Source organism: Cesiribacter andamanensis AMV16, from assembly GCF_000348925.1.
GTDB lineage: Bacteria > Bacteroidota > Bacteroidia > Cytophagales > Cyclobacteriaceae > Cesiribacter > Cesiribacter andamanensis.
This window is the reverse complement of the sequence record NZ_AODQ01000202.1, coordinates 1-4,539: the sequence shown is the minus strand read 5'-3', so window position 1 is coordinate 4,539 and position 4,539 is coordinate 1. Positions and strand designations below refer to the sequence as shown.

Below are 4,539 nucleotides of genomic sequence, written 5' to 3'. Positions count from 1 at the left end.
GCCCTGTGCCCCGGGCTTGAACAGTCGCAGCAGCTTTCCGGCCGGCTGGCAGCTACCTGCAGCAAAAAGGGATAGGGGCTACCCCCTACGCCTCCCCCATCAACATGGCGGGGCCCCGGATTATGCGTTTGGAACCGGATGGCGTAGCGTCAGACGATTCCGGACAGGCTGTGCAGCCCGGGGCAGCCGCTAGCCATGTACCTCCCACCCCTCAGCGCGCATGAAGTTTTACAGTACCAATGGGCAATCGCCCCCTGTGCCCCTGCGCCAGGCGGTAGTGCAGGGGCTGGCCCCCGATGGCGGGCTCTATTTGCCGGAGCAGATCCCCCAGCTCCCCCCCGCTTTTTTCCGGCAGCTCGGGACGCAATCTTTACCCGACATTGCCTATGCCGTTGCCCGGCCATTTCTGGCGGAGGAGGTTCCCCCAGAGGTGCTGCGCCCCCTGCTGGAGGAGGTGCTGGATTTTCCCATTCCGCTGGTGGCTGTAGAAGAGGGAATTTACAGCCTGGAGCTCTACCGGGGGCCCACGGCGGCCTTTAAGGATGTAGGGGCACGTTTTATGGCACGCCTGCTGGCCTATCTGACCCGTAATGAAAGCCGGGAGCTCAGAATTGTGGTGGCTACCTCCGGCGATACCGGCAGTGCAGTAGCTGCAGGCTTTTTTGGGGTGCCGGGCATCAGGGTCTACCTGCTCTATCCTAAAGGAAAGGTAAGCCCCCTGCAGCAAAAGCAGCTTACCACCTGGGGGGGCAATATCACCGCGCTGGAGGTAGAGGGAACCTTTGACGATTGCCAGCAGCTGGCCAAACTAGCCCTGGCCGATCGGGAACTGAACCAGCGGCAGCTGCTTAGCTCTGCCAACAGCATCAACATTGCCCGCCTGATCCCCCAGAGCTTTTACTACTTCTGGGCCCTGGCGCAGCTGCAGCAGCCGGCAGGACCCGTGGTGTTTTCGGTGCCCAGCGGCAACTTTGGCAACCTCACCGGCGGACTGATGGCTGCGGCCATGGGCCTGCCTGTGCAGCGTTTTATAGCTGCCACCAATGCCAATGATATTGTGCCGCACTACCTCAGGAGCGGTCAGTACCAGCCCCGCCCTTCGGTGGCTACGCTTTCCAATGCCATGGATGTGGGAAATCCCAGCAACTATGCCCGCCTTGCTGCCCTGTATCAGCACCAGCATGCCCGCTTCTGCCAGCAACTTTCGGGCTATTCCTTTAGCGATGCAGAGACCCGGCAGGCCATCCGCAGGCTGTGGGAAGATCGGGGGTACCTGCTGGACCCCCATGGCGCCATTGGCTATCTTGGGTTAAAGCAGTACCAGGCAGAGCAAGGGCCCGGCCACTGCGGTATTTTTCTGGAAACGGCCCATCCGGCCAAGTTCCGGGAGGTAGTAGAGGCAGCCCTCGATCAGCCCCTTGCCATACCTGCCCAACTGGCGCACTACCTTCAGAAAGCGGAACAGCAGCTCCCCATGAGAAATGAGTTTGACAGCCTGAAACAGCTCTTGCTGGTGTAGCGGCCAGACGTCCGGAATGCTCAGGTAACAGGCCTGCACCTCGTTACAAAGCATGCAAAAAAGCGGATACGCTAGTGCCGGAGGCGCTTCTTTTCCAACTTTATCCAAGGCAATTTTTTTGGAGACAGCCAGCCTGGCATTGCTGACAGGCTTTAAATAATGGTGCTGCAGCCCAACTCCAGATTATGGGTATCCCGGCCCGGCCCTGCTCCTTCCTTTACATAGCAGGCAATAAAGCTACCTACCTGCTCGGTGGTATAGGGGGCCTTGCTGTTGAGCTCAGGGGTCAGGATCTTGTTGTCAAGGGCGTGCTGTACGGCTTCGCGTACCAGTTCGGCTTCCTGTTTAAGGGCAAAGTGCTCCAGCAGCATGGCGGCCGAAAGGATGGTAGCAATGGGGTTGGCAATGCCCTTGCCGGCAGCCTGCGGATAGGATCCATGGATGGGCTCAAAAAGGGCGGTATGCACCCCCACCGATGCCGAGGGCAGCAGGCCAAGCGAGCCGGCAATGACCGAGGCTTCGTCGGACAGAATATCCCCAAACATGTTTTCGGTCAGGATCACATCAAACTGCCTGGGGTTCAGGATCAGCTGCATGGCGGCATTGTCTACAAAGAGGTACTCTACCACCACACTGGGATAGGCAGGGGCAATCTCCTTTACCACCTCCCGCCAGAGCCGGGAGGTTTCCAGCACATTGGCTTTGTCGACCAGGGTGAGCTTGTGGCGCCGCCCCTCGGCCGACTGAAAGGCCAGGTGGGCAATGCGGCTGATCTCCTCCCGGCTGTAGGTGCAGTGGTCGTAGGCAGAGCCATCGGCATTCCGTCCCTTTTCGCCAAAGTAGATACCGCCCGTCAGCTCCCGGAAAAAGAGCATATCGGCTCCTTCGATGCGATCGTTTTTCAGGGGGGAGTGCTGCAAGAGCACCTGATAGGCGGTTACCGGGCGAATGTTGGCAAACAGGCCCAGCGATTTGCGCAGGCGCAGCAGACCCTGCTCGGGCCGTACCTTTGCCGTGGGGTCATTGTCATATTTGGGATCGCCAATGGCCCCCATCAGAATGGCATCGGCCTCCAGGCATGCCTCCAGCGTATGCTCCGGCAGGGGGGTGCCGCTGGCCTCTATGGCACAGGCGCCCATAAGCTGGTGGTTGAACGTAAAGGCATGGCCAAAGCGCTCGCCTATGGCCTCCAGCACTTTTATGGCTTCTCTGCATACCTCGGGGCCGATTCCATCGCCCGCCAGTACGGCTATCTGTTTTTTCAATACGCCCATACTCTGTTTTTCTCGTAGGCTTCAATGGCCTCTTTTTGGTTCACTAAAAAATCGATGTCATCATAGCCCTTCAGCAGGCATTCCTTCTTGTACCCATCAATGGCAAACTGAATGGTTTCGCCCCAGGCCGGCACCTGCAGCTCCTGCACAGCCAGGTCTACCAGCAGTTCGGTTTCCGGCGCCTGGTGGAGCTGCTGCAGCAGGCGCTCCAGCAGCTCATCGCTTACCTGCAGGGGCAGCAGGCCGTTGTTGAGGGCATTTCCCCGAAAAATATCGGCAAAGTAGCTGGAGATCACCACCTTGAAGCCGGCATCATGGATGGCCCAGGCGGCATGCTCCCGGCTGGAGCCGCAGCCAAAGTTTTTTCCGGCCACCAGGATCTTTCCGCTGTAGCGTGGGTTGTTCAGCACAAAATCCGGCCGGGGGTTGCCCTGCGCATCGTAGCGCCAGTCCCGGAACAGGTTCTGGCCAAAGCCCTCCCGGGAGGTGGCCTTCAGAAAGCGGGCCGGGATGATCTGGTCAGTGTCTATATTTTCGATCGGCAGCGGCACCGCCGTGGACCGAAGCAGGTGGAATTTTTCCATTTTATGTTCTTGGCTGAGGCTGTGCGCCTCTTTGTTTTTCTATATTTTTTAAATTTTGAAGTGGCATGAGTGGCAGTAGTTGAGGAGACTTCCAAGTCACTTCATCGGCAACTGACCAACCTACCAACCCACCCCCAACCCCTCCCAGGAGGGGATTATCGTACCGTTCCCTGACTGGCTGATAACCTTTAAAGTATCGTAGTATACACATGACACCTTGCCAATATGATCAATAGTCAAAAGCCTCTAGAGGCCAGAATCCCCTCCTGGGAGGCGCACGGCTAGTGGGGTTGGGGGTGGGTCCCCAGCGGTGATGGGTTGGTTGAGTCTGTAGAGAGAGGCCGTAGTTACAACTGCTTATCTTATTGCCACTGGCCTATTCCACTACCCCACATCACACCCCTACCTCTTCCCCACCCACATACGCCAGCACATCCACGATCTTTCCTTCCACAGCCGTAATGGCGGCTACCAGCGGACTGGCCAGCAGGGTGCGGGCGCCGGGGCCCTGCCGGCCTTCAAAGTTGCGGTTGGAGGTGGAGACGCAGTAGGCCCCGGCCGGGATCTTATCATCATTCATGGCCAGGCAGGCACTGCAGCCCGGCTCCCGCAGCTCAAAACCGGCAGCGGCCAGAATCTGGTCCAGCCCCTCCTGCCGCGCCTGCCAGGCAACCTGCTGCGAGCCCGGCACAATGATGGCCTCCACATGGGGAGCCTTCTGCCTGCCCTGCACATAGGCGGCTACCTCGCGCAAATCCTCAATACGGGAGTTTGTACAGGAACCGATGAATACATACTGAATCTCTTTGCCCAGCAGCGACTCGCCCGGCTGAAAACCCATGTAGCGCAGGGAGTTGGCAAAGCTAACGGCCTCGCTTCCCTCCAGCTGCTGCGGAATGGGGGCTGTAATGGGGATGCCCATGCCCGGGTTGGTCCCATAGGTGATCATGGGGGAGATATCGGCCGCATCCATGTGCAGCTCTTCCTCAAAGGGGGCACCTTCGTCCGAATACAGCCCTTTCCAATAGGCTACCGCCGCCTCCCAGCGCTCGCCCTGCGGGGCAAAGGGGCGGCCCTTCAGGTAGGCAAATGTGGTCTCGTCAGGGGCGATCAGGCCGCCGCGGGCCCCCATTTCAATGCTCATGTTGCAGACGGTCATGCG

4 protein-coding genes are annotated in these 4,539 nt (G+C 59.0%); 1 reads left to right on the top strand and 3 read right to left on the bottom strand.

Going from position 1 to position 4,539, the window contains the following annotated elements:
* Positions 1–220 precede the first annotated feature (220 nt).
* The gene (gene thrC / locus ADICEAN_RS20250) at positions 221–1,519 is read left to right on the top strand and encodes a threonine synthase (RefSeq protein WP_009197540.1); all 1,299 of its coding nucleotides are present in this window, start codon (positions 221–223) and stop codon (positions 1,517–1,519) included.
* A 152-nt stretch (positions 1,520–1,671) separates the two neighbouring features.
* On the opposite strand, the gene leuB is transcribed toward thrC, so the two are convergent.
* From leuB to ADICEAN_RS20235, 3 genes are all read right to left on the bottom strand, one after another.
* Positions 1,672–2,793 carry a 3-isopropylmalate dehydrogenase gene (leuB, locus tag ADICEAN_RS20245; RefSeq protein ID WP_009197539.1) on the bottom strand — a complete coding sequence of 374 codons (1,122 nt, stop codon included), beginning with the start codon at positions 2,791–2,793 and terminating at the stop codon, positions 1,672–1,674.
* Complete coding sequence (gene leuD / locus ADICEAN_RS20240) at positions 2,781–3,377, bottom strand: 3-isopropylmalate dehydratase small subunit (RefSeq protein ID WP_009197538.1); 597 nt, start codon at positions 3,375–3,377, stop codon at positions 2,781–2,783. Before leuD ends, leuB begins: the two co-directional genes overlap by 13 nt.
* A gap of 394 nt (positions 3,378–3,771) precedes the next feature.
* Positions 3,772–4,539 (bottom strand): aconitase family protein (locus ADICEAN_RS20235; RefSeq protein WP_040398532.1); only part of this gene is annotated, 768 nt, incomplete at its 5' end.